At 68.8% G+C, this 17,930-nt stretch carries 21 protein-coding genes; 8 read left to right on the top strand and 13 right to left on the bottom strand.

Features of this window, described 5'->3' with window-relative positions; all coding sequences use genetic code 11:
• The coding region (locus tag AB1346_06465) for a hypothetical protein (protein MEW6720073.1) at positions 1-201 on the top strand (201 nt) is incomplete at its 5' end.
• A 127-nt stretch (positions 202-328) separates the two neighbouring features.
• Positions 329-2,128, top strand: a complete 1,800-nt coding sequence (locus AB1346_06460; GenBank protein ID MEW6720072.1) for an ABC-F family ATP-binding cassette domain-containing protein — start codon at positions 329-331, stop codon at positions 2,126-2,128.
• Here the strand turns inward: AB1346_06460 and AB1346_06455 are convergent.
• From AB1346_06455 to AB1346_06445, 3 genes are read right to left on the bottom strand one after another with little or no spacing between them, the layout of a single operon-like run.
• Entirely contained in the window at positions 2,125-3,222 is a 1,098-nt protein-coding gene (locus tag AB1346_06455) for an AI-2E family transporter (protein ID MEW6720071.1), read from the bottom strand. The two genes, AB1346_06460 and AB1346_06455, sit on opposite strands and share 4 nt — an antisense overlap.
• A 1-nt stretch (position 3,223) precedes the next feature.
• Complete coding sequence (locus AB1346_06450) at positions 3,224-3,433, bottom strand: hypothetical protein (protein MEW6720070.1); 210 nt, start codon at positions 3,431-3,433, stop codon at positions 3,224-3,226.
• Between the two features lie 3 nt (positions 3,434-3,436).
• Entirely contained in the window at positions 3,437-3,715 is a 279-nt protein-coding gene (locus AB1346_06445) for a chorismate mutase (GenBank protein MEW6720069.1), read from the bottom strand.
• Positions 3,716-3,784: 69 nt separating this feature from the next.
• Between AB1346_06445 and AB1346_06440 the strand changes: the two genes are divergently transcribed.
• Genes AB1346_06440 through AB1346_06420 form a run of 5 tightly spaced genes read left to right on the top strand, consistent with a single transcriptional unit; the run spans position 3,785 to position 9,000 of the window.
• Positions 3,785-4,801, top strand: coding sequence for an efflux RND transporter periplasmic adaptor subunit (locus AB1346_06440; protein ID MEW6720068.1), 1,017 nt, complete (start codon positions 3,785-3,787; stop codon positions 4,799-4,801).
• Positions 4,802-4,819: 18 nt separating this feature from the next.
• Complete coding sequence (locus tag AB1346_06435; protein ID MEW6720067.1) at positions 4,820-5,755, top strand: ABC transporter ATP-binding protein; 936 nt, start codon at positions 4,820-4,822, stop codon at positions 5,753-5,755.
• Complete coding sequence (locus AB1346_06430; protein ID MEW6720066.1) at positions 5,752-6,726, top strand: ABC transporter ATP-binding protein; 975 nt, start codon at positions 5,752-5,754, stop codon at positions 6,724-6,726. Before AB1346_06435 ends, AB1346_06430 begins: the two co-directional genes overlap by 4 nt.
• Positions 6,723-7,856 carry an ABC transporter permease gene (locus AB1346_06425; protein MEW6720065.1) on the top strand — a complete coding sequence of 378 codons (1,134 nt, stop codon included), beginning with the start codon at positions 6,723-6,725 and terminating at the stop codon, positions 7,854-7,856. The genes AB1346_06430 and AB1346_06425 overlap by 4 nt, the downstream gene beginning before the upstream one ends.
• Positions 7,857-7,869: 13 nt before the next feature.
• Positions 7,870-9,000: an ABC transporter permease gene (locus tag AB1346_06420; GenBank protein MEW6720064.1), complete on the top strand. Its 1,131-nt coding sequence runs from the start codon at positions 7,870-7,872 to the stop codon at positions 8,998-9,000.
• Positions 9,001-9,015: 15 nt separating this feature from the next.
• On the opposite strand, the gene AB1346_06415 is transcribed toward AB1346_06420, so the two are convergent.
• The 4 genes from AB1346_06415 to AB1346_06400 all read right to left on the bottom strand — a co-directional run bounded on the left by AB1346_06415 (position 9,016) and on the right by AB1346_06400 (position 12,043).
• Positions 9,016-9,330, bottom strand: a complete 315-nt coding sequence (locus AB1346_06415) for a hypothetical protein (protein ID MEW6720063.1) — start codon at positions 9,328-9,330, stop codon at positions 9,016-9,018.
• Between the two features lie 63 nt (positions 9,331-9,393).
• Positions 9,394-10,440 carry a ThiF family adenylyltransferase gene (locus tag AB1346_06410; protein MEW6720062.1) on the bottom strand — a complete coding sequence of 349 codons (1,047 nt, stop codon included), beginning with the start codon at positions 10,438-10,440 and terminating at the stop codon, positions 9,394-9,396.
• Positions 10,437-11,585 (bottom strand): cysteine desulfurase family protein, encoded by a 1,149-nt coding sequence (locus tag AB1346_06405; protein MEW6720061.1) that lies wholly within the window; start codon positions 11,583-11,585, stop codon positions 10,437-10,439. Before AB1346_06405 ends, AB1346_06410 begins: the two co-directional genes overlap by 4 nt.
• Positions 11,586-11,602: 17 nt before the next feature.
• Entirely contained in the window at positions 11,603-12,043 is a 441-nt protein-coding gene (locus AB1346_06400; protein ID MEW6720060.1) for an RrF2 family transcriptional regulator, read from the bottom strand.
• Positions 12,044-12,200: 157 nt separating this feature from the next.
• Here AB1346_06400 and AB1346_06395 point away from each other — a divergent pair, with 157 nt between their 5' ends.
• The gene (locus tag AB1346_06395; protein MEW6720059.1) at positions 12,201-12,632 is read left to right on the top strand and encodes a DUF2325 domain-containing protein; all 432 of its coding nucleotides are present in this window, start codon (positions 12,201-12,203) and stop codon (positions 12,630-12,632) included.
• Here AB1346_06395 and AB1346_06390 read toward each other — a convergent pair.
• The 6 genes from AB1346_06390 to AB1346_06365 form a co-directional block, all read right to left on the bottom strand.
• On the bottom strand, positions 12,538-13,695 hold the full coding sequence (locus AB1346_06390; GenBank protein MEW6720058.1) for a PLP-dependent aspartate aminotransferase family protein: 1,158 nt from the start codon (positions 13,693-13,695) through the stop codon (positions 12,538-12,540). The genes AB1346_06395 and AB1346_06390 overlap by 95 nt on opposite strands.
• Positions 13,692-13,919 (bottom strand): sulfurtransferase TusA family protein, encoded by a 228-nt coding sequence (locus AB1346_06385; GenBank protein MEW6720057.1) that lies wholly within the window; start codon positions 13,917-13,919, stop codon positions 13,692-13,694. The genes AB1346_06390 and AB1346_06385 overlap by 4 nt, the downstream gene beginning before the upstream one ends.
• The gene (locus tag AB1346_06380) at positions 13,916-14,791 is read right to left on the bottom strand and encodes a 4Fe-4S binding protein (protein ID MEW6720056.1); all 876 of its coding nucleotides are present in this window, start codon (positions 14,789-14,791) and stop codon (positions 13,916-13,918) included. The genes AB1346_06385 and AB1346_06380 overlap by 4 nt, the downstream gene beginning before the upstream one ends.
• Complete coding sequence (locus AB1346_06375) at positions 14,788-15,762, bottom strand: PLP-dependent cysteine synthase family protein (protein ID MEW6720055.1); 975 nt, start codon at positions 15,760-15,762, stop codon at positions 14,788-14,790. The genes AB1346_06380 and AB1346_06375 overlap by 4 nt, the downstream gene beginning before the upstream one ends.
• Positions 15,737-17,023: a uroporphyrinogen-III C-methyltransferase gene (gene cobA / locus AB1346_06370; protein ID MEW6720054.1), complete on the bottom strand. Its 1,287-nt coding sequence runs from the start codon at positions 17,021-17,023 to the stop codon at positions 15,737-15,739. The genes AB1346_06375 and cobA overlap by 26 nt, the downstream gene beginning before the upstream one ends.
• A gap of 7 nt (positions 17,024-17,030) precedes the next feature.
• Positions 17,031-17,930, bottom strand: a 900-nt coding sequence (locus AB1346_06365) for an ABC transporter ATP-binding protein (GenBank protein ID MEW6720053.1), incomplete at its 5' end; no start/stop codon positions are given.

The raw sequence follows: 17,930 nt of genomic DNA, 5'->3' as shown, positions 1-17,930 counted from the left end.
AAGTGGCCGATCTATTACGCGGATACCATCCGGATCCCCGACGGGGTGAAGTCGGAGGATTTCGGGGTCATCACCCGGGAGGACGGGAAGAAGCAGAGGACCTACAAGGGGTGGCCTCTTTATTACTTCGCGGGCGACAAGAAAGCCGGCGACATGACGGGCGAGGGGATGGGCGGCGTCTGGTACATCGTCAAGCCGTAGCGGGAAGGGCCCTGCGCGGCCGGTCCGCGGAAGCGGAGCGCCCCGCGGCTTTCCCGCTGCGGGGCTTTTATTTCAGCCATTCCTTATGTTGACCGTATCCAACTTATCAAAATCGTACGGGAAACAGGTGCTGTTCGAGGGCGCCTCCTTCCTCGTGGGTCCCGGCGAGCGGGTGGGGCTCGTGGGCCGGAACGGGCACGGGAAGACCACCCTGTTCCGTATCCTTTTAAAGGAAGAGGCCCCGGACGAGGGGACGATCACGACGCCCGCGGGGTACCGGATCGGCCACCTCGCGCAGCGCCTCGAGTTCCGCCGCCCGACGGTGCTGGCGGAGGCGGCGTCCGCGCTGCCGCGCGCGGAGGACGGCGCCGACGAGACGTATCGCGCGAAGGCGATCCTCGCGGGGCTGGGGTTCGACGAGGCCGACCTGTCGCGCCCGCCGGGCGAGCTGTCCGGCGGTTTCCAGGTGCGCCTCAACCTGGCGCGGCTGCTGATCTCTTCCCCCGACATGCTCCTGCTCGACGAGCCCACCAATTACCTGGACATCGTCTCCATCCGCTGGCTGCGGCGCTTCCTCTGCGCGTGGAAGGGGGAGCTGCTGCTGATCACGCACGACCGCGACTTCATGGACAGCGTGACGACCCACACGATGGCGATCCACCGCTGCCGCATCCGGAAGCTGCCGGGCGGCACGGAGAAGCTGTACGCGCAGATCCTCCAGGAGGAGACGATCCACGAGCAGACGCGGGTGAACGACGAGCGGAAGCGCAAGGAGGCGGAGTCGTTCATCGAGCGGTTCCGGGCGCAGGCCACCAAGGCGCGGGCGGTGCAGTCGCGGATCAAGGCGCTGGCGCGCCACGAGCGGCTCGAGAAGCTCCGGGAGATCCGGGATCTCGATTTCCGCTTCAACGAGGCGCCGTACGTCGGGAAGTGGATGATGGAGGCGCGCGGACTCGCCTTCGGGTACGATCCGGCGCGGCCGCTGATCGAGGGGCTTTCCCTCGCGGTGGCGCGCGGCGACCGGATCGCCGTCGTCGGCCCGAACGGAAAGGGGAAGACGACGCTGCTGCGCCTGCTGGCCGGCGAGCTCTCCCCCGATTCCGGAGACGTCCGCCCGGCCATGAACGTGAAGATCGGCTATTTCGGGCAGACGAACGTCGACCGGCTGCATCCCGGCCTCTCGATCGAGGAGGAGGTCCGGCAGGCGAACCCGTCGCTCACGCGGACGCAGGTCCGTAACCTTTGCGGCGCCATGATGTTCGGCGGGGATGCCGCGGAAAAGCGGATCTCGGTGCTTTCCGGCGGCGAGCGGAGCCGGGTGCTGCTGGCGAAGATTCTCGCCGCGCCGGTGAACCTGCTGCTATTGGACGAGCCGACGAATCACCTCGACCAGGAGTCGGTGGACGCGTTCCTGGAGGCGCTCGACGCCTTCGAGGGTGCGGTGGTCATCGTGACGCACGTGGAGCGGGTCCTGTCCGCGCTGGCGACGCGGCTCGTGGTGTTCGACGGCGGCAGGGTGGAGCCGTTCGAGAGCGGCTACGCCGACTTCCTCGAGCGCGTCGGGTGGCGGGCGGAAAGCGCGGAAGGCGTACCGGCCCGGCCGGAGCGCGGGGCCCAGGCGAACCGGCGCGGCCAGCGGCGGAAGCGCGCCGAATTCGTGGCGCGCCGGTCGAAAGAGCTGGGGAGCCTGCGGGCCGCCATCGAGGCGGTCGAAGCGGAGATCCTGTCGCTGGAGGAGCGGGTCGCGAGTGACGACGCGGCGGTCGTCGACGCCTCGATCCGCAACGACGGGCCGGCGATCCGGGAAGCGTCGGCCTCCGCGTCCGCCGCCCGCAAGCGGATCGACGCGCTCTACGACGAGCTGGTCGCCCTGGGCGGGCGGCTCCAGGAGAAGGAAAGGGAGTTCGAAGCCGGAGAGGGCGCCTAGTCAGGCGCCGGGGGAGGCGGTGTCTCTTCTGCGGCGTCCTGGCGGTGATATTCCTCCAGCACGAACAGCAGGGCGGACAGGGCGAGCGGCCCGAGGAGCAGCCCGGAAAGGCCGAAGGCGACCATTCCCCCGAGGATCCCGACGATCAGCAGCGGCATCGGCATCCCGACGCCCCCGCCCGCCAGCAGCGGGCGCAGGATGTTGTCGATGCTCCCGACCACGACGGCGCCCCACAGGATCAGCCCGATCCCGGCGGCCGTCTTCCCGGTGAAGAGCAGATAGAGGGCGCCGGGAAGCCAGACGACCGTCGTTCCGACCACGGGGACCAGCGAGCCGAACGCCATCACGGTTCCGAACAGCAGGGGGGAGGGAAGGCCGGCGACCCACCATCCCAGCCCGCCGAGGGCCCCCTGCGCTATGCAGGTCAGCCCCACGCCCTTCACGACCGCCTGGGTGACCGTCCCCATCCGTGACATGAGCTCCCTCCCCCGGTCCTCCTGGAGCGGCAGGAGCGACGTCACCTCCCGCAGCAGCGGCTCCCCCCGGGTGTAGAAGAATCCCAGCGCCACCAGCGTCAGGAGCAGGTTGAGCAGGAAGGCGAGCACGTTGGATAGCGCCGCGGTGACCATTCCCGTGACGGCACCGATGGCCTTCTTCAGGAACTCCGTCAGCGTCTCCCGGACGTCGCCGGACGGGGACAGCATAGATCGGGCCCATTCGGCCGCGCCGCCGACGACCGGGTGCTCCCGGTAGGAATCGAGACGTTCCCTGACCGCCTGGAGCGGGTTCTCGCGGGAAGCGAACTCCTCGATCCTCGGGTAGACCTCGGCCGCCTGCCGGCTCAGGGCCGCCATCAGCGTCACGGTGGGAGCCACGAGGAGCACGACGATCGCCAGGAGCATCAGGGCGGCGGCCGCGCCGGAACGTCCCCCCAGCTTCCGGCGCAGCCATGCGTAAGCCGGGAAGGTGACGACCGTGATCGCCGCCCCCCAGCCGATCGCGACGAGGAACGGGCGGATGACGGCGAACGCCGTCCAGAACAGGAGGGCGAGGAGCGCGACGGCGACGGCCGGCGCGATCACCTTACGATACACGTCACTCGTCCTTCCGGATCCGCACGACCTGGCTCACCCCGGGCAGCGCCTCGATCTCGCGCTCGTCGAGCGACTCCGTGTCGCCGATTACGCCGATGATGGTGCGGTTGGCGCCGGTGGACTGGTGGATGTCGAACCCGCGGCCGATGAGGTATTCCTTGATGGCGTCCAGCGCCTCTTCGGACGCGTCCTTCCTCGTGATGATCAGCATCCCTTAAGGCTCCTCCCCCTGCGACCGGATCCGCTCCAGCCGCCGCGACTCGTCGACGACCCGCTCGAACAGCCGGACGACGGCGCCGTCGTCGAGAGGGCCGGGGTTCTCCTCCTTCATGCGGGCGAAGATCCGCTTCTCCCTGCCGGGATCGAACACCGGCAGCCCCAGCTTCTTCTTCTCCCGGCCGATATCGAGCGCGATCCGCGCCCGCTCGTTGAAGATGCGCAGCAGCACGTCGTCCAGCAGGTCGATCCGTTTCCGCAGCTCGTCGATATCCACGTCCCCCCCGTGGGCGCCGCCTCGAGATTTCCCGAATGACAGTGTACGTCGATCCGGACGGCCGAGTCGATGGTATCATTCCTCCTGATGGATACGTCCAAGCGGAAAAAGATCCTCGCCGGGATCGCGGTCGCCGCGGCGATCGCCGCCGTTGCGGCTTACGCGCTGCGCGCCAACGACGCGGAGGAGGCGGGGACCGTCCGGATCTCCGGGAACGTCGAGGTGACCCGCGTGGAGGTGAGCTCCCGCATCCCGGGGAGGCTCGTCGCGCGCTTCGTGGACGAGGGGATGGAGGTCGCCCTCGGGCAGCCCGTCGCCCGCCTCGACGCCTCCGACCTCGCGCGGGAAGCCGCCGTACGCGAGGCAGAGCTGCAGGCCGCAGCCGCCTTCCTGCGGGAGCTGCTTGCCGGGTCGCGGCCCCAGGAGATCGAGGCGGCCAAGGCGGCGCTCGCGAGCGCGCGGGCGGAGGCCGCCCGGCTTGAGAAGGACTTCCTTCGGAACGAGGAGCTGCTGCGCCGTGAGCTGGTCGCGCGGCAGCAGTACGATTCGGCGAAGGCCGCCATCGACGTCGCCCGCTCCCGGGTGAAGGAGGCCGAGGAGCGGCTGCGGCTGGTCGAGGAGGGGCCGAGGAAGGAGGCGATCGACCAGGCGAGGGCGCGGGAGCGGCAGGCCCGGGAGGCGCTGGAGCTGGCCCGCACGCGGCTGTCCTACGCGGAGATCGTCTCGCCCCTCAAGGGGCTGGTCCTTTCGAAGAACGTGGAGCCGGGCGACTTCGTCGCCGCGGGGACGCCAATCGTCACGGTGGGGGCGCTGGACGACGTATGGCTGCGCGGCTACATCGAGGAGACCGACCTCGGCGCCGTGAAGCCCGGGCAGCCGGCGACGGTGACCGTCGATTCGTTCCCCGGGAAGAGGTACGAGGGACGGGTCTCCTTCATTTCCCCGCAGGCAGAGTTCACTCCGAAGACGGTCCAGACGCGGAAGGAGCGGGTCAAGCTCGTCTACCGGGTGAAGATCGACGTTCCCAATCCCGACCGGGAGCTTTTGCCCGGCATGCCGGCGGACGCCGCCATCCGGATTCGATAGAGGGGGGCGGGAGAGGTCGTGGCGGAGGCGATCCGCACCGAGGGCTTGCGCCGCTCCTTCGGCGACGCCGTCGCCGTGGAAGGGCTGACGTTTTCGGTGGAGGAAGGGGAGCTGTTCGGCCTGGTGGGGCCGGACGGCGCGGGGAAGACCACCGTCATGCGTCTCCTGTCCGGGATCCTCGACCCGACGGAAGGCGACGCGTGGGTGATGAGCCGCTCGGTCCGGAAGGAGACGGCGGCGGTCCAGCGCGTCATCGGCTACATGAGCCAGCGCTTCGGGCTGTACCCCGACCTGACGGTCTGGGAGAACCTGCGCTTCTACGCCGACCTGTACGGCGTTTCCCGGCGGGAGCGGGAGGAGAGGGTCCCGGAACTGCTCGCGTTCTCCGGCCTGGGGCCGTTCCGGCGGCGCCTTGCGGGGAACCTTTCCGGCGGGATGAAGCAGAAGCTGGGGCTCTCCTGCGCGCTCGTACACAAGCCCGGCGTGCTGCTCCTCGACGAGCCGACCAACGGCGTCGATCCCGTCTCCCGGCGCGATTTCTGGAACATCCTGTACCGCCTTCTCAAGGAAAGGGTGACGATCTTCGTGTCCACCGCCTATCTCGACGAGGCGGAGCGGTTCATGCGGCTGGCGCTGCTTCATGGCGGGCGGCTGCTCGCGATGGGGACGCCGGACGAGGTGAAGCGGCTGTACGCCGGGGTGATCCTCGAGGTCCGCTGCGCAGATCCGAGGAGAGGGCGGATCGTCCTGAAGGGCGGCTTCCCCGGGGCGATGGTCGGTCTGTTCGGCGACCGGATCCACGCGGGGGGGCCCGGCCTCGCCCTGTCCGCGGACGCCGTGCGGGAGGCGCTGGAGGGCTCCGGAATCCCGGTCCTCGGGATCCGCTCCGTCGAGCCGGGGCTGGAGGACGTGTTCGTTTCCGCGCTCCCCTCCGAAGCGGGGGCTTCGGAATGACGGCGCCGGCGGAGGAGCTCTCCGTCTCCGTTCGCGGGCTCACGAAGCGGTTCGGCGATTTCGTCGCCGTCCGGGACGTGACCTTTTCGGTCCGCAAGGGGGAGATCTTCGGCTTCCTGGGCCCCAACGGGGCGGGGAAATCCACCACGATCCGGATGCTGTGCGGCCTTCTCGTCCCGTCGGACGGAGAGGGGACGGTGGCGGGGTTCGACCTGCGGACCGGCCGGGAGAAGATCAAGCAGCGCATCGGGTACATGTCGCAGCGGTTCTCTCTCTACGACGATCTGACGGTCGAGGAGAACATCGATTTCTTCGGGGGGATCTACGGGATTCCCCCGGACCGCAAGGCGGAACGGAAGGACTGGGTCCTCGGGATGTCTGGGCTGGCGGGGCTCCGCGGCGAGCGGACGGCCCACCTCCCGGCCGGCTTCAAGCAGCAGCTCGCCCTCGGGTGCGCCCTCCTCCACGACCCGCTCGTCCTGTTCCTCGACGAGCCGACCTCCGGGGTGGACCCGATCCGGCGGAGGAGCTTCTGGGACCTGATCCACGAGCTCGCCGGGAAGGGCGTCACGGTATTCGTGACGACCCACTATATGGACGAGGCGGAGTACTGCGACCGGCTCTGCCTCATCTACCGCGGGGAGCTTGCGGCGCTGGGGACGCCGGAGGAGCTGAAGTCGCGGCTGATGAAGGAGGCCGTGCTCGAGGTCCGGACCGGGCGGCCGCGGGAGACGGCGGAGATGTTGGCCGGGCTGCCGGGGATCCGGGGCGCCGCGCTCTACGGGGAATCCGTGCATGCCGTGGCGGAGGACGCGGACGAGGCGGTCCCGCGGATCCGGACGGCGCTGGAGGAGGCGGGATTCCCCGCGGGGCGGGTGGAGCGGATCGCCCCGACGCTGGAGGACGTCTTCGTCTCGCTCGTGGAGGAGCGCGACCGGAGGGAAGAGGCGATCCGGGAGGTGCGGCGATGAACGCGCGCCGGGTGCTGGCCGTCGCCCGGAAGGAGGTCCTCCACATATGGAGGGACCCGCGCTCCCTCGGGATGGCGCTGGCGATCCCCGCGCTGATGATGTTCCTGTTCGGCTACGCGCTGACGCTCGATGTGGACAACGTGCCGCTGGCGGTGTGGGACCAGAGCGGCACGCCGGATAGCCGCGAGCTCGTTTCCCGGTTCGACGGGTCGCGCTATTTCGACGTGCGGCTGTGGGCGGACGGCTACCCGGAGATCGAGCGGGCGATCCTCGAACGCCGGATAATGGCGGCCCTGGTGGTCCCGCGCGACTTCGCCCCGCGCCTCGCGTTGACGCCCCCCGCTTCCGTCCAGTTCCTGCTGGACGGCTCCGACGCGAACACTGCGACGATCGCGCTGGGGTACGCCGAGGGGGTCGCGCAGGCCTTCACCCGGGAGGACGCGGCGCGGCGGGCGGCGGGGCTCGGCCTCCCCGCGATCCCCGACCCCATCGACGTGCGCTCCCGCGTCTGGTTCAACGAGGAGCTCGAGTCGCGGAACTTCATCGTGCCCGGGCTGATCGCCGTCATCATGATGGTGATCTCGGCGCTTCTGACCTCCCTCACCGTGGCGCGCGAGTGGGAGCAGGGGACGATGGAGCAGCTCATCTCCACGCCCGTCACGGGAAACGAGCTGATCCTCGGCAAGCTGCTGCCGTATTTCGCGCTGGGGATGACCGATCTCGCGGTCTCCGTCCTGATGGGGAAGTACGTATTCGACGTGCCGCTCCGGGGAAGCGTCGCGCTCCTCGTCGTCTCCTCGGGCGTGTTCCTGGCCGGAGCGCTCTCGATGGGGATGCTCTTCAGCATCGTCGCCCGGTCGCAGCTTCTCGCGACCCAGCTTGCGATGATGATCACCTTCCTGCCGTCGTTCCTCCTTTCGGGGTTCGTCTTCGCGATCGGCAACATGCCCCGGCCCATCCAGGCGGCGACGCACGTCGTGTCCGCCCGCTACCTCGTGACGCTGCTGCGGGGGATCTACCTGAAGGGGGTGGGGCTGGAAGTGCTTGCGGGGGAGCTGGCGCTGCTGACGGTTTTCGGGGGCGCCGTGCTCCTCGTGGCGTCCCGGAAATTCAAAAAGAAGTTGCGGTAGGGGAGCGGAAACGTTGGGCGAGCGGCTGAAGCGGATGATGATCAAGGAGTTCCTGCAGGTCCTCCGGGACCCGCGGATGCTGGGGGTCATCTTCGGGGTCCCGCTGATCCAGACCCTCATCTTCGGATACGTGGTCAGCACCGACGTGACGGACGTCCCCACGGCGGTCGTGGACCTGGATCGCAGCCCGGCCTCGCGGGAGCTGGTCGCCGCCTTCACCGCGTCCGGCCACTTCCGGATCGTGTCGGAGACGCGGGATCCGTCCCGGGCGCAGGCGATGCTGGACGACGGCTCGGCGGGAATGATCCTGCGGATCGACGAGCGGTTCGCCGGGGAGCTGGCGGCCGGAAGGACGGCGGCGGTGCAGCTCATCGTCGACGGGACCGATTCGAACACGGCCCGGGTCGCGCTCGTGTACGCGGTGCGGATCGCGGGAAGCTACTCGGAGTCGGTGCGGATCGCCCGGCTCTCCCGCATCGCCGGGAGGACGGTCCCGGCGGGAGGGATCGAGCTGGCGTCACGGGCATGGTTCAACGAGAACCTGGAGAGCCGCAACTTCTTCGTCCCCGGGGTCATCGCGATGCTGGTGATGCTCGTCACCGTCATCCTCACCAGCATGGCCGTGGTGCGGGAGAAGGAGGTCGGTACGATCGAGCAGCTCCTCGTGTCGCCCATCACCTCGGCGGAGTTCATCCTCGGCAAGACGCTTCCATTCGCGATCGTCGGCTACGTCGACGTCCTGCTGGTTTCCGTATTGGGCGTGTTCTGGTTCGGCGTGCCGATCCGGGGAAGCGTTCCGCTGCTTGCGCTGGCGACCACCTTTTACCTGATGACCACTCTGGGGATCGGCCTGCTCATCTCGACCGTCTGCCGGACGCAGCAGCAGGCGATGATGACGGTGTTCCTCGTCTTCTTCCCCTGCGTGCTCCTGTCCGGCTTCATGTTTCCAGTCGAAAACATGCCCACGGCCATCCAGTACCTGACCTGGCTGGACCCGCTGCGGCACTTCCTGGTGATCCTCCGCGGGATCTTCCTGAAGGGCGCCGGCGCGGGGGTCCTGTGGCTGCAGATGGCCGCGCTTTTCGTCATGGGCGCGGCCGCGTTGACGGCCGCAACGCTGCGTTTCCGGAAGACGATGGCCTGACGGGGCGCCTGCCCTTCAGCGGTCCGCCGACCCCGATCCCGTCTTCCGAAGCTTCCGGACGGCCTCGTCGAGCCCTTTCCGGACATCGTCGACGGCGCTTTCGGCATGCGTCTTCAGGCGTCCCCAGGTCTCGACCCCCGCCTCCCGGACGTCCCGGATCCTGTCCCGGGCGACATCCGTCTTCTCCTTCAGGGAGTCGACCTGCCGGGAGATCTCCACCCTTGCGTCGGCCGACAGATCGAACGCCTTTTTCCCGAGGTACTCGATCTCCTCGTCCAGCGCGCGCAGCCGTTTCTCGATCTTCTTGAGGTAAGCGTTGCGGATCATCATGGGGACCTCCTTTCCCACGGATCTTTCATATTGATGCAGGAAGGGGGGAGGAAGGTTTCCGGGTCAGCTCCCGATGTACCGCGCCACGAGACTCCTCGCCCGGGCCGTGTCCGTCGTGCCCGTCACCAGCACCCGGCCGTCGGGGAAGACGACGAGGCGGTGGCCGTCTGCCGCGAACTCCAGCAAAAGCCCATTGACCGTCACTTCCCCAAGCGGGGAGAGCGCCTCGCGGAGCCGGTCGAAGTCGGGGGCGGCGCTGCGCTCCGGCGTCACCTGGACGGCGTTCCGGCCGCAGAACACCGTCGACGACGATCCTCTGCCCGATTCGAGGAACTCGAAGCGGCGCAGGCCGCAGCACACGCAGTCCTTCAGACGCTCGACCTTGACCGGCGTCGCCGTCCCGCGCCAGACGTCGAGGGTGTGGAGGAAAGGCCCGTCGGTCGGGGCGCCGACGAGGAGCCGGATCGCCTCTGTCGCCTGGAGCGCGGCGACCCAGGCAACGGCCGTGTTGAGGACCCCTTGCGTCTCGCAGGTCGGGAGCTCGCCGGGCTCCGGCGGTTCGGGGAAGACGCATCGCAGGCACGGCCCGCTCCCCGGGCGGACGGCCATCACCGCCCCGTCGGTCCCCAGCACTCCGCCGTACACCCACGGCTTGCCCGCCAGCACCGCGGCGTCGTTCAGCAGGTAGCGGGTCTCGATGTTGTCGGTCCCATCGAGCGCGAGGGAAGCAGGCTCCAGCAGTTCCCCGATGTTCGCGGCGGTGACGTCGGTTACCACGGCTTCGACGTCGATCGCGGAGTTCACCGCCCGGAGCCGCCGGGCGGCGGCGACGGCCTTCGGGAGCCGGTCGCGGACGTCCTGCTCGTCGAATAGGAGCTGGCGCTGGAGGTTGTGCAGCTCGAGCACGTCCCGGTCGACCAGTACGAGTTTGCCGACGCCCGCGCGGGCGAGCAGCTCTGCCTGCGCGCTGCCCAGGGCGCCGCAGCCGACGATGAGGGCCGTGCTTTCGGCGAGCCTCCGCTGCCCCTCCCGCCCGACGACCGGGAGTACCGCCTGACGCGCATAGCGCGGATCGTCCCCCGCGGAGAAGGATCGTGCCGGAGCGGTCACCGGTTGACGTCCCGGATCGACTCCACGGCGCGCGCGACGATGTCCGCCGCCCGAAGCGCCTCATCGGCGTTGTTGCCTCTCCCGAAGGAGAAGCGCACGGAGGAGCGGGCCTGGGCGGGGGTGCGACCCATGGCGATCAGCACGTGGGAGGGCTCGCGGTCCGCCGAGCTGCACGCCGCCCCGGTGGAGGCCGCGACCCCGAGCAGGTCGAGGTTCAGGGAGAGCGCGTCGCTTTCGACCCCTTCGAAGGAGATGTTCGAAGTGTTGGGGAGCCTCGGCGCTCCCGCGCCGTTGACGGTGACGCCCTGCACCCGCGCCAGGACCGCCGCCTCGAAGGCGTCGCGCATCGCACCCACGCGGGCGGCGTCCTCTTCCAGCCGCTTCGCCGCGAGCTCGCACGCCTTGCCGAACCCGGCGATCGCCGCCACGTTCTCCGTCCCGGGGCGCATCGACCGCTCCTGGCGCCCGCCGAACGTCCGCGGGGAAACGGCGACTCCCTTCCGGATGTACAGGGCGCCCGCGCCCTTCGGCCCGTGGAACTTGTGCCCCGAGAACGACATGAGGTCAACGCATAGCGACCGGACGTTCACCGGGATCTTCCCGACCGCCTGCACGGCGTCGGTGTGAAGGAGGACTCCCCGCCCCCGGAGCAGGGAGGATACTGCGCCGACCGGCTGGATCGTCCCGACGTCGTTGTTTGCGAGCATGATCGAGAAGAGCACGGTTTCCCCGGTCGCCGCCGCGGCGGCCTCTTCCGGGTCGATGACGCCGTTTTCGTCCACGCCGAGGAATCGGACCGATCCGCCGGACAGGCCGACGTGCCGGCACGGGTTGAGGATAGCCTGGTGCTCGATCGCGGTCGTCACGACCTGGGGGCGCTCCCGTTTCGAGGCCGCCACCGTCCCCAGGACGGCGAGGTTGTCCGCCTCGGTGCCGCCGGCGGTGAACACGATCTCCTCGGGCTGCGCTCCGACGAGCCGCGCCGCGGCGGCCCGCGCCTTGTCGATGAGGTGCCGGGCCTTGAGGCCGAAGGCGTGGACGCTCGACGGATTTCCGTACGCTCCGCGAAGGCACGCCGTCACCGCCTCGATCACCTCGGGGTCGGGCGGCGTCGTCGCGTTATGGTCCAGGTAGATGGATTCCAAAGGGCGGGCTCCGGTTTTCAGATGCAGAAATCGGGCGCCGTTTCCCGCAGGGCGCGCTGCTTCGAAGACAGCTCCGCGAGCGTGCGCCCGGAAAGCACGGCGTCGACCGCGTGGCCGACGTCGCTCCAGACTTCGCGGGCCGCGCATCGGCCCGACCTCGGGCAGGAGCCGGCGTTCGCCACGCAATCCACCGGGGCTCTCCATCCTTCGAGCACCGCGATCACGTCGAGCGCCGAGATCGACGCGGGCGGCTTCGCCAGCTCGAAACCGCCGTTGGGGCCGCGCACGGTCCGGATGAGCCCGGCGGATTTCAGCCCGGTCATCAGGAAGTGGATGTATTTCTTCGAGATGCCCTGGTTTTTCGAGATGACATCGACCGACGTCGGGCCACGTCCGTGGTTTTCCGCAAGCTCCATCATCACGCGCAGGCCGTAGCGGCCCTTGGTCGACATCCTCATCCGATCCCCTCCGGCGTTCGTTCCTGAAGATTATACCTTCTCATATTCCAGTATTGCAATAATTTCAGTAGACTACTCCGGAAATGCTTGACGGGAAGGGTAGATGGCTTATAATACTATTAAATAGATAGATTATATAGTTTATTGGAGGAGGGCCATGTCGGGCAGCGCGTGGAATCCGGGCGCGGGGAATGCTTCGAAGAACGTCGTGCTGGTCGGGGGGATGGACCGGCTCGAATCGCGCTACGTGGAGGAGGCCGGGAGCCGCGGCATCGACCTGAAGGTGTTCAACGGGCCGGCGGCGAACCTCCCTTCGCGGATCGGGAACGCGGGGGCGCTGATCCTGTTCACGAACCGGGTCTCGCACCGCGCGCGCAGGGAGGTGATGAGCGCCGTCCGGTCCCGGAACATCCCGGTCCTCCATTGCCGCTCCTGCGGGATCTGCTCCTTCCGGACCTGCCTGGAATGCCTGGCGGGGCGGCGGCCTCCCGCCGTCAGCCCGACGCCTTCCGGAGCGCCCGCGAAAGGTCTTCCCGCAGGTCGCGCGGGTCTTCGAGCCCCACGGAAAGCCGCACCAGCGAAGGGGTGAGCCCGACCGCGGCCTGCTCCTCGAGCGGGATGTCGGCGTGGGTCATCGTGGAGGGATGCGTGACGAGCGACTCGACCCCCCCGAGGCTCTCCGCAAGCAATACGGTCTCCAGCGCGTTCAGGAACGCGGGGACGGCCTTCGCGTTCTTCAGGTCGAACGAGACGATCGATCCTGCCCCCGACGCCTGGGAAAGATGAAGTGACCCGCGGGGATGGTCCGGGAGCCCCGGGTAATACACCCGGCGGACGGCGGGGTGTTCCGACAGGAAGCGCGCCAGTGCTGCGGCGCTCTCCTGGGCCCGCGCAACCCGCACGGCCAGCGTCTTGATCCCCCGCAGGAGGAGCCAGCAGTCGAAGGGGGAGGGGACCGCGCCGACCGCCTTCTGGGCGAAGGCGACCTTTTCCCCGATCTCCGGGTTTGTCGTTACGACCGCCCCGCCGATCAGGTCGTTGTGCCCTCCGAGGAACTTGGTGGAGCTGTGGACGACCGCGTCGATCCCCAGGTCCAGCGGACGCTGGAGCAGGGGTGACATGAACGTGTTGTCGACGACGGTCAGCAGCTTCCTCTTCCGGCCGATGCGGGAGATCTCCCGGAGGTCGGCGATCTTCATCAGCGGGTTGGTCGGCGTTTCGACGAACAGCGCCTTCGTCTTCCGGCCGATCTTCTTCGCGATCGCCGACGGGTTCCCCATGTCCACGTAGTCGAAAGTGAGCCCGTAGGGGCGCAGGAGCCGCTCGAACAGCCGGTACGTGCCGCCGTACAGGTCGTCGGAGCAGAGGACATGGTCCCCCGACCGGAACAGCGTCATCAGGGCGGAAATCGCCGCCATCCCGGAAGAGAAGGCGACGGCGCGGACGCCTCCCTCGAGGTCCGAAAGCGCCCGCTCCAGCGCCTGCCGCGTCGGGTTCTCGCCGCGGGAGTAGTCGAAGCCGCGGTTCTTCCCGAACGCGTCGTACCGGTAGATGGCGGCCATGTAGATCGGCGCGCTGACCGCGCCGTACGCTTTGTCCGCCCCAACGCCCGCCTGCGCGACGACCGTCTCCGGACTCCTGTCCTTTTTCACGAGCCCCCCCTTTCCACTTCGAGGATGTAGACCGCATCCTCCCGCGAGACGTTGGTCACCCTGTGCCCCTCGCCCTTCAGGGAGGAGATCACGTTCTTCAGCGCCTCCTCCTTCAGGCGGACGTTGAGCTTCCCGGAGGGGGCGACTTTCTGCAGCCCCATCTTGACCTTCACGAACGTCATGGGGCAGACGTCCTTCGTGATGTCGAGCATCGGCGTCGTCACGGCCGCGCCTCCTTCCCCAGGACGTGCGCCTCCAGCGCCTCGAAGCCGGTCCGTTTCAGGGTGTCCCCGAACCGCTCTCTCGGCTTCCCGTGCAAGCGGAAGAACTCGAGGACGGCGGCCACGGCGGCGACCGTCTCCGCTTCCGTCTTCAGCACGCCGAGGATACGCTTCCCGAGGAAGGGGACCCTCCCGAACTTGCCGCCGGCGAAGAGCCGGAATCCGCGGACTTCCTCCCGCAGGGTCCCGGCGGGGCAGGCGACGATGCAGTCGCCGCATCCGATGCACAACTCTCGGTCGATGACCGGCTGCATCCCTTTCCCCGGCCTCGAGATCGCCTTCGTCGGGCAAACCGCCTCGCAGATGCCGCACTCCGTGCAGTCTTCCCCCGACCAGCGCGGCTCGATCCACCCCTTGATCCCCGCGTCGTTCTCCTCCGCCTTGATGCAGTTGTTGACGCAGCCGGAGATCCCCACCTTGAACTTGTGCGGCACCGGCTTGCCGTAGAACTCCCGGTCGACCGCGGCGGCGAGCGCGGGGGAGTCGATCGCCCCGCTGGGGCACACCCGGCACCCCTGGCACGCGGTGACGGTCCGCACCGTGGGGCCGCACACTCCCACCCCCACACCCGAGGGGGCGAGGAATTCCTTCAGCTCGGCGAGGGAGCCCTGCGGCACGTTGGGGATCTCCACGCCTTGTCGACTGGTGAGGTGCACCTCCCCGCGGCCGAACCGGTCGGCGGCCTCACGGATCGCCTCGAGCTGCCGCGTGCCGAGCCGCCCGCCGACCACGTGGAGACGGACGGAGAACAGGCCGGCCTCGGCCTGCCGCATCATCCCGCCTTTTTTCAGCTCCTTGTAATCGGCCTCTTTCATGCCGTCACCTCGACCCCCGGGATCCCGTCCTCCGACAGGTAGGGATTATAATGCGTCGAGTACTTGAACGCGTTGTCCGGAGAGATGCACACCGCGACGGCGCCCGGCGGAAGCTGCTCCTTGAGCGCAGCCCTTACGATCGCGCCGGTTGACGGGCCGACGAGGAGCCCCTCCTCCCGCGCCAGGCGGATGGCGGTCTCGTAGGCGGGGGCGTCCGGAACGCGGACCGTCGCGTCGACGAGCGATTCGTCGAGGATCACCGGTTTCCTGCTCTCCTGGAAGTTCTTCAGCCCCGACAGGTGATGGCCCTTCTCCGGCTCAATCGCGACGACGCGGATGTCCCGTTTCTTCTCCTTCAGGAACCGCGCCACTCCGGTGATCGTGCCGCACGTGCCGTACCCGGTGAAGAAGTGGGTGACCTTCCCCTCCGTCTGGTCCCAGATCTCGGGGCCGGTCGTCTCGTAGTGCGCGCGGACGTTGTCGGGGTTCTCGTATTGGTTCGGCATCACGTACAGGTCCCGCGTGGCCTCCCCCTCGACGAAGCTGCGGGCCAGCGCGATGGCGCCGTCCTTGGGGTGGTCGATCGGGCAGAGGTCGTCGGGGGTCGGCCACACCTCCGCGCCCAGCAGCCGCAGCAGGGTGATCTTCTCCGCGGGGGCGCCGGAGGGGATGGTGATTGCGCATCCCACTCCGAGGAGGTTCGAAAGCGCCGCGATCGCGATCCCCGTATTCCCGGAGGTCGCCTCCACGATCTTCTTCCCGTCGAGGCGGCGGTCCCTCCGCAGCCCTTCTACGAGGTACCGGGCCGTCCGGTCCTTTATCGAGCCGAAGGGGTTCATCCATTCCAGCTTCGTGTAGATCGCCCCGCCGTCGGCCGGCGGAAGCCGCCGCAGCCGCACCAGCGGCGTCGGGTTCTCCCGGGAGCCGATCATCTGCGAGACGTCGTCAAACACCCTGCGCGACAAGTTCATCCTGGATCTCCTTTGAGGATTCGACGGGAAGAGCGGCGGTCTTCCCCACGAAAAGGATCGCCGGGGAGCGGACGCCCGACGATGCCGCAATGCGGGGGAGATCCTTCAGGACCCCCCGGAGGACGCGCTGGTGCGGGCGCGTTCCGTTTTCGACGATCGCGAAACCGGTCTCCCCGTCGAAACCGGCTTCGAGCAGCCCGCGGGCGATCGCCTCGGCCCGCGCGACGCCCATGTAGACCGCCAGCGTGCCGTCCTTCGGCAGCCGCTCCCAATCGACGGCCCGCCCCTCGTCCCCGTCCGCTTCATGACCCGCCAGGAACGTGATGGAGGAGGAGAGTCCCCGCTGCGTCAGCGGCACCTCCGCCGCCGCTGCGCAACCTGCGGCCGCCGTGATTCCGGGGACGATCTCGAACGGCACCCCTTCCTTCGACAGGTACTCCGCCTCCTCGCCCCCCCGGCCGAACACCAGCGGGTCGCCGGACTTCAGCCGCACGACCGACTTCCCGGCGCGCGCCAGCTTCGCCATCGCCTCGTGGATCGCCGCCTGCTTCAGCGCGGCGCCGTGCCCGGCCGTCCGCCCGCGCCGGGCGAAGCAGATCTTCGCCGCCTTCGAGGGCGCGAGGGAAAGGATCTCTTCGGGGACCAGGTAGTCATAGATGACGGCGTCCGCGCTCCGGATCAGCCCCAGCGCCCGGACGGTCAGCAGGTCCGGGTCTCCCGGCCCGGCGCCGACGATGTAGACTTTGCCGCTCTCCGCCGCGATCCGCTTCCTGCGGCGTCCCCGCTCCAGCCGAACCGAGACATCGGCGCGATGTTCTTCCAGGAACTCCCGCAGCGCGCGAGACGCCCCCGGATTCCTCCCTTCCGTGGAGACCGCCGCCGTGAACTCCTCTCCCCGCACGACCGCGGGCAGGATGAAGGTGCAGTCTCCGGGAGAATCGGCCGCGTTGACGGGAATCCGCCGCCGCCTCGCGTCCCGCGCAATGCGGCCGTTCAGGCCGCGATCGGACGTTGCCGCGAACACGAGATCGGTTTCTTCCAGCAGCTCCGCCCGGTATTCCCCCCGGATCGCGCGGATCTCTCCGCGCGCCGCGCGCTCCGCGAGCGGCGGAGAGAACTCCCGGGACGCCACCGTGACGGCCGCACCCCCGGAAAGAAGGGCGTCGATTTTTCGCGCCGCGACCGGGCCGGCGCCGACGACGAGCGCGCGCACGCCCTCCAGGTCGAGGAAGATCGGCAGGTATCCCTTTTTCTCCTTCATCGGTTCCTCACAGGTAGTATTCCGGTTCCCCCGCGCCGTACGGATCGGGCAGGACGCTGCCGCGAAGGGCGCTCACGCGAACCTTGTCCCCGCTTCCGAGCCGGTCCGCCAGCGGATGGCTTCGGGGCAGCAGCGCCGCCAGGGGATGCCCTTCCTCCGTGACCGCTTCCACCCGGAGATGGACACCTAAATAGGATACCGTCAACACGGCCGCGACGGTCTGCCCGGATTCTGCGATCCCGTCGACGTGGAGGACCACGTCTTCCGGCCGGAGGACGACCTTGACGCTTCCGCCGGGGACGGCCGCCGGAGAACTATCCGGCATCCGGATCGCGAGGTTCCCGGCGTAGGCATATCCGCGGTAGAGCTGTCCGGGAAGCACGTTGACCTCGCCGACGAACCGCGCCACGAACTCGGTGGCGGGCTTCTCGTAGATCTCCCTCGGAGGCGCCGCCTGTTCGACCCGCCCTTCGTTCATCACCGCGACCCGGTCCCCCAGCTCCATCGCCTCCTGCTGGTCGTGCGTGACGATCAGCGTGGTGATCCCCACCTTCTTCTGGACGGCGGCGATCTCGCGCCGCAGCCGCTCCCGGACCTTGATGTCCAGCGCGGAGAGCGGCTCGTCGAGGAACAGCAGCGACGGGGAGACAGCAAGCGCCCGGGCCAGCGCGACGCGCTGCCGCTGTCCGCCGGAGAGCGTGTCGACCGGCCGTTCCGCCTCCTCCGCGAGCCCCACGAGGTCGAGCGTCTCCGATGCCTTCCTCCGGATCTCGGGAGGAGGCGTCCCGCGGACGCGCAGCCCGAATCCGACGTTCTCCAGGACCGTCATCCGCGGGAAGAGGGCATAGTCCTGGAAGACGAAGCCGATCCCCCGGTCGCGGGGAGGCACGCCGTCCATTGCTTTCCC

It is taken from the genome of Thermodesulfobacteriota bacterium, from assembly GCA_040758155.1.
Classification (GTDB): Bacteria; Desulfobacterota; Deferrimicrobia; order Deferrimicrobiales; family Deferrimicrobiaceae; genus UBA2219.
Note: the sequence above shows the minus strand (reverse complement) of the source record. Positions and strands in the feature narration are given on the sequence as shown.

What these genes read in the sequence shown, in the direction of transcription:
- AB1346_06450 (MEW6720070.1), bottom strand. Translation starts at nt 3,433, where the DNA reads ATGCTGATCATCACGAGGAAGGACGCGTCCGAAGAGGCGCTGGACGCC.
- AB1346_06440 (MEW6720068.1), top strand. Translation starts at nt 3,785, where the DNA reads ATGGTATCATTCCTCCTGATGGATACGTCCAAGCGGAAAAAGATCCTC.
- AB1346_06430 (MEW6720066.1), top strand. Translation starts at nt 5,752, where the DNA reads ATGACGGCGCCGGCGGAGGAGCTCTCCGTCTCCGTTCGCGGGCTCACG.
- AB1346_06425 (MEW6720065.1), top strand. Translation starts at nt 6,723, where the DNA reads ATGAACGCGCGCCGGGTGCTGGCCGTCGCCCGGAAGGAGGTCCTCCAC.
- AB1346_06415 (MEW6720063.1), bottom strand. Translation starts at nt 9,330, where the DNA reads ATGATGATCCGCAACGCTTACCTCAAGAAGATCGAGAAACGGCTGCGC.
- AB1346_06400 (MEW6720060.1), bottom strand. Translation starts at nt 12,043, where the DNA reads ATGAGGATGTCGACCAAGGGCCGCTACGGCCTGCGCGTGATGATGGAG.
- AB1346_06395 (MEW6720059.1), top strand. Translation starts at nt 12,201, where the DNA reads ATGTCGGGCAGCGCGTGGAATCCGGGCGCGGGGAATGCTTCGAAGAAC.
- AB1346_06380 (MEW6720056.1), bottom strand. Translation starts at nt 14,791, where the DNA reads ATGAAAGAGGCCGATTACAAGGAGCTGAAAAAAGGCGGGATGATGCGG.
- AB1346_06375 (MEW6720055.1), bottom strand. Translation starts at nt 15,762, where the DNA reads ATGAACTTGTCGCGCAGGGTGTTTGACGACGTCTCGCAGATGATCGGC.
- cobA (MEW6720054.1), bottom strand. Translation starts at nt 17,023, where the DNA reads ATGAAGGAGAAAAAGGGATACCTGCCGATCTTCCTCGACCTGGAGGGC.